Genomic DNA, 1925 nt, shown 5'->3' with positions numbered 1-1925 from the left:
TCGTCGGCGCGCTGCTGCAGACAGTGACCCGCAACGATCTCGCCGATCCGTTCCTGTTCGGCCTGTCGTCGGGCGCCGCCGCCGGTGCTGTTTCCGTCATCACCGTCTTCGGCGACAGCTTTGGCATCTGGACGTTGCCGGTCGCGGCCTTCACCGGCGGCATATTGGCCGCCGGCGTCGTCCTGCTGCTGGTCGCGCGGGTGAGGGGCCAAGGGCCGGAGCGGCTGATCCTCGCCGGCCTTGCCGTGTCCTTCATGTTCACCGCCTTGACCAACTACCTGGTCTTTGCCGGCGACCAGCGCGCCGCCCACTCCGTGTTGTTCTGGACGATGGGCGGCCTTGGCCTGGCGCGCTGGGACAATATCTGGTTGGGCGCGCTGGGTGCGGGCACCATTCTGGCTTACGCGCTGTGGAACCACCGCCGGCTCGATGCCTTCCTGGCCGGCGAAAACGCCGCCGAAAGCCTTGGCGTGCCAGTGGCGCGCATGCGCCGAATGACGTTTCTCGTCGCCGCCTTCTCGACGGCGATCCTGGTCTCTGTCGCCGGGGTCATCGGCTTCGTCGGGCTGATGATCCCGCATCTGTCGCGGCCGCTGGCAGGCCCCTTGCATCTGCGCCTGGTTGCCAGCTGCGCCGTCTTCGGCGCGGTGCTTTTGCTGGCCAGCGATCTTCTGGCCCGAACGCTGCTGCCGCCGCAGGAACTGCCGATCGGCATCATCACCAGCTCGGTCGGTGCGTTCTTCGTCGTCACCATGCTGATCCGCAACCGGCTTTGAGCGCGTTTGGCAACCGGTCGCCGGATCACACGGTCCAGAAATAGCGCACGATGTGGAAGAACACCGGGGCGGCGAAGACCAGGCTGTCGGTGCGGTCCATCATGCCGCCATGGCCTTCGATGAGATGGCCCCAGTCCTTGACGCCCTGGTCGCGCTTGATGGCCGAGGCGACCAGCCCGCCTAGGAATCCCATCGAGCAGGCGACGAAGGCCACGGCTGCCGCCTGCAGCGGCGAGAAGGGCGTCACGAACGACAACAGCGCGCCGAGCAGGCTCGCCGACACCAATCCGCCGATCAGCCCTTCCCAGGTTTTCGACGGCGAGACGTTCGGCGAAAACCGGTGTTTACCAAACAGCTTGCCGAAGATGTACTGCAGCACGTCGCTGCCTTGCACGACGATGATCAGGAAGGCGATCAGCAGCAAGGTGCGGCCTTCGAAGCCTGGCACGTCGAGTGTCAGCAGGGCGGGGACGTGGCTGACGCAATAGACCGAGATCATCACCGCCCATTGCTGCGCGGCGATCCGCTCGAGGAAGCGTTCGGTGTCGCCATGCAGCGCCGTGATGGCCGGCATCAAGAGGAAGCAGTAGACCGGAATGAAGATGACGAAGAGCCCATACCAGGCGGTCCACACCAGCCAGTACTGAAACGGGATGATGATGCCGAACATGCCGAGCAGCACCCAATGGTCGCTGCGGCGCGTATGCGTCAGCGTCACGAATTCGCGCAGCGCGGCGAAGGAAATCAGCGCAAACAGGATGGTCATCCCGTAACGGCCGAAGAAGAAGGCGACCGTCATCAGCGCCACCATCACCCACCAGGCGTTGATGCGCTGCGTGAGATTGACAAGCGTCGAGCTCAGCGGCTTCGGCGCTCGCGCCGAAAGGATGGTGGCGACGATGCTGGCGGTGGTCAAAACCGCCAGCAGGCCGATGATCAGGATGGAGATCTCGTGGCGCATCAATCGTCTCGCTCGGGACGCGGGTTGAGCGCCAGAAGCGCGGCGTGGGCGCGCTCGAGAAAGGCGCGGCGTTCTTCGCCCGGGCCAACCGCGACAGGCGCGCCGAAAACGACGCGGCACAGCAGCGGCACCGGCAGGAACTGGCCCTTGGGCAGCACGCGCGACATGTTCTCGATCCAGCACGGGAT

At 65.4% G+C, this 1925-nt stretch carries 2 protein-coding genes and 1 pseudogene; 1 reads left to right on the top strand and 2 read right to left on the bottom strand.

What is annotated here, in order from left to right; translation table 11 throughout:
- On the top strand, nucleotides 1-776 hold a 776-nt coding region (locus tag EN991_RS34290), incomplete at its 5' end, for an iron ABC transporter permease (protein ID WP_164769596.1).
- A 25-nt stretch (nucleotides 777-801) separates the two neighbouring features.
- Here EN991_RS34290 and EN991_RS34285 read toward each other — a convergent pair.
- Both EN991_RS34285 and EN991_RS34280 read right to left on the bottom strand, forming a co-directional pair.
- Nucleotides 802-1737 carry a phosphatidate cytidylyltransferase gene (locus EN991_RS34285; protein ID WP_027163212.1) on the bottom strand — a complete coding sequence of 312 codons (936 nt, stop codon included), beginning with the start codon at nucleotides 1735-1737 and terminating at the stop codon, nucleotides 802-804.
- Nucleotides 1737-1925: pseudogene (locus tag EN991_RS34280) on the bottom strand (1-acyl-sn-glycerol-3-phosphate acyltransferase); the annotation flags it as partial. The gene EN991_RS34285 and the pseudogene EN991_RS34280, both read right to left, overlap by 1 nt.

The organism is Mesorhizobium sp. M7A.F.Ca.US.005.03.2.1 (assembly GCF_003997795.1).
Lineage (GTDB): Bacteria > Pseudomonadota > Alphaproteobacteria > Rhizobiales > Rhizobiaceae > Mesorhizobium > Mesorhizobium ciceri.
This window is presented reverse-complemented; position numbering and strand designations above follow the sequence as displayed.

Coding starts and splice junctions, on each gene's coding strand:
- EN991_RS34285 (WP_027163212.1), bottom strand. CDS start 1,737: ATGCGCCACGAGATCTCCATCCTGATCATCGGCCTGCTGGCGGTTTTG.